Genomic DNA, 3,348 nt, shown 5'->3' with positions numbered 1-3,348 from the left:
TCAGCAGCGTCAGGAACGCCGGCGTGACGTTCTGCGCCGCACCGTCGAGGATCGCGGTCTCCACCGGTTTGCCCTGCTCCAAGTGCCAGTTGATGTTCTCAATGGTCACCGTGGCGTCGTCCACCAGAATCCCCACGGCCAATGCGAGGCCGCCGAGGGTCATGATGTTGAGGGTTTCGCCGAGCGCCGACAGCGTGGCAATCGACGACAGGATGGCCAGGGGAATCGAGGTGGCGATGATCACCGTGGAGCGCCAACTGCCGAGGAACAACAGAATCATCAGGCTGGTCAGCGCCGCTGCAATCACCCCTTCACGGGCCACACCGCTGATGGCCGAACGCACGAACAGCGACTGGTCGCCGATCAGATCGATGTTCAGGTTGGGCGGCAACGCGCCTTTGTTGTCGGCCAGTTTGTCCTTGATGCCGGCGATCACCCCGAGGGTCGACGCCGAACCGGTCTTGAGCACCGGCAGCAACACGGAACGGTTGCCGTTGACGTGCACGATGTTGGTCTGCGGCGGGTTGCCGTCACGGACGGTGGCCACGTCACGAATCAATACGGTAGTGCCGTCAGAGGTCTTGATCGGCAGGTTTTCCAGGTCGTGGAAATCCGTCGGCGAGTTGTTCAGTTGCAGGTTGAACTCGTAGCTGCCGATCTTTTGCGTGCCTATCGGGGTGATCAGGTTCTGCGTAGCGAGGGCAGTGGCCACGTCTTGCGCCGACAGCCCGCGCGCCTGCATCCGCGCCGAGTCGAGGTCGATCTGCACCTGGCGGGTCTTGCCGCCGAAGGGGTATGGGAGTGCCGCACCGGGCACTGTGGTCAGCATCAGGCGTACGGTGTTGAGGCCCAGGTCGCCCAGCCTCTGTTCGGTGAGGCCTTTGCCGGACAATGCCAGTTGCACGATCGGCACCGTCGAGGCGCTGTAGTTGAGTACCAGCGGCGGCGTGGTGCCCGGCGGCAGTTGGCGCAGGATGGCCTGGGACACCGACGTCACTTGTGCGTTGGCCGTACTGATATTGACCCCCGGCTGGAAGTACACCTTGACGATGCCGAAGCCGTTCAACGACTCCGCCTCGATATGGCGGATGTCGTTGACCGTGGTGGTCAGCACCCGCTCGAACGGCGAGGTGATCCGGCCGGCCATCTGATCCGGAGGCAAGCCGGTGTACTGCCAGATCACGGCAATCACAGGAATGCGAATTTCGGGGAAGATGTCGGTCGGGGTACGCCAGGCCGCGAGCGGGCCCACAATCAGAATGAAAATAGCCAATACCAGGAAGGTATAGGGGCGCCGCAATGCGATGCGCACGAGGTTGAGCATAGATGTGATCCAGACAGGAAGTTGATGACTGAAGGAGGTACCAAACAGCGCTTCCCTCCTGCCCCGCCCGTCTGTAATCCGGGCCAACTGCACTGACATCCGGTCAAAATAGAGGCATATGCCACGATATAGCGTTTAGAGGCATACGCAACTAATTTGTTGCTACATGTGTCAATATTCATCTTGCCGGATTAACGTTCGGTTAACCCTTTAGCTGTAGCGAGTGATCAGCCTGTGAAATGCGCACCGCCCGTCCTCAATAGTCCCAGCACCTGTTCCAATGGAGCCGTGCGTCGTGCGTCCCGGCGGATGGCGCAAATCTATGATGAGGCGTTTTTGCCGTTTGGGCTGAAGGCCACTCAGTATTCGTTGATGAACCACATTGCCAATGGGGACGCGCCCAAAATGCGTGACTTGGCGCAGTCGTTGGTGATGGATTTGTCGGCCCTGGGGCATACGCTCAAGCCGCTGGTGCGGGATGGGCTGGTGGTGTTGCGGGTGGATGAGTTGGACCGCCGTAGCCGGAGGGTGCTGTTGACCGATGCGGGGCAGCGTAAGTACGAGGAGGCGCGGGTGGTGTCCAGGCAGATGGCGGTGCGGTTTGATGAGGTGTTTGGGGCTGAGGCGGCTTGCGAGTTGCGCAAGGCCATGGACTTTATTGCGTCTGATGAGTTTGCTCGGGCGTTGTTGGGTTAGGGGGTATATCCGTTATTTAGGTAACGGCCGCCTATGGTTCCGCTCTTACAGCGGCTCACTTTTGAAAAGCGCAAAAGTAAGCAAAACGCTCTTGCCCCACCACTCGGCACCTCGCTTAGGCTCGGTGTGCCCTTGTAAGATTATTTTCACCTGCTTCAGACCGTGGTGCCCTCAGATTTCAAGATCGTGAGTGAGCATGGGTCGAAGCAGGTTCTTTTCTAAACTAGTCCGAACGGTTGCCTGGGCGTAAAGCCCGATTCTGCAAGGTTGGACGTGAGGAAAACGCCATGGACCATGACTCTGCGTTCGTCGGAATTGATGTTTCCAAAAACAAGCTCGACTCATTCGTCAGCACTACTGGCCAAGTCGAGCAGTTTTTCAATACTCCAGAAGATATCCAGCGTTTAGCTAAGCATCTCAAGGCTCAGATGCCCGCTTTAGTGGTGCTGGAAGCAACTGGCGGATATGAGCGGCTTGCCGCTGCCGAGCTTTGCGCTGCTGGATTACCAGTCGTTGTTGTCAATCCCCGTCAGGTCCGTGATTTCGCTAAGGCTACCGGACGGCTGGCTAAAACCGACGCTCTGGATGCCCAGGTGATTGCGGAGTTTGCTCAGGCGGTCAAACCCGAAATTCGGGAGATGCCAGATGAACACGCTCGTGAACTGGCAGATCTACTGACTAGACGCCGTCAGCTTATCGATATGATCGTGGCGGAGGAGTCTCGACTGAAACAGGCGGTATTCAAGGCGCTTCGACGGGATATCAAGGCACATATCGTCTGGCTTCAAAAGCGTCTTAAAAGTACAGACGATGACTTGCACGAAGCGATCAAAGCTTCGCCGGCCTGGAAGGCCAATTATGATTTGCTGCGCGAGGTCTCAGGTGTTGGCAATGTGCTCGCACTTTCGCTGCTGGCGATGGTTCCTGAGCTAGGCAAAGTGAATCGCAAACAAGTGGCTGCATTGGTTGGTGTGGCCCCTTTTAACTGCGATAGCGGCCTGTACAAAGGACGTAGACGGATATGGGGTGGTCGAGCTGAGGTGCGAAGTGTGCTTTACATGGCTGTCTTGTCCTCGAAGAGCCATAACCCGGTGATCGAGAGGTTCTACAACCGTCTGCTTGCTGCAGGGAAGACGAAGAAAGTGGCGCTGGTTGCATGCATGAGAAAGCTGCTGACGATCCTGAATGCGATGGTCCGAGATCAAAAACATTTCGCTGAAATGGCTTGAGATTCGACACGGTTGCTCACTCCGGCTTTGGACCGTGGGCCGCCGTCATGGGCCATCCTTGGCCCAGAACGGCTAACCTGGCGTCCTGCCAGGTTACCC

At 57.6% G+C, this 3,348-nt stretch carries 3 protein-coding genes; 2 read left to right on the top strand and 1 reads right to left on the bottom strand.

What is annotated here, in order from left to right:
- Positions 1-1,312 (bottom strand): efflux RND transporter permease subunit (locus ACFV4G_RS43195; protein ID WP_380449101.1); only part of this gene is annotated, 1,312 nt, incomplete at its 3' end.
- A gap of 300 nt (positions 1,313-1,612) precedes the next feature.
- Here ACFV4G_RS43195 and ACFV4G_RS43190 point away from each other — a divergent pair.
- A complete protein-coding gene (locus ACFV4G_RS43190) occupies positions 1,613-2,020 on the top strand; it encodes a MarR family transcriptional regulator (RefSeq protein WP_026078139.1) in 408 nt (135 codons plus the stop codon).
- A gap of 287 nt (positions 2,021-2,307) precedes the next feature.
- Positions 2,308-3,249 (top strand): IS110 family transposase, encoded by a 942-nt coding sequence (locus ACFV4G_RS43185; RefSeq protein WP_093200084.1) that lies wholly within the window; start codon positions 2,308-2,310, stop codon positions 3,247-3,249.
- Positions 3,250-3,348: the final 99 nt, after the last annotated feature.

Origin of the sequence: Kitasatospora sp. NPDC059747, assembly GCF_042732955.1 — a bacterium.
Lineage (GTDB): Bacteria > Actinomycetota > Actinomycetes > Streptomycetales > Streptomycetaceae > Kitasatospora.
This window is presented reverse-complemented; position numbering and strand designations above follow the sequence as displayed.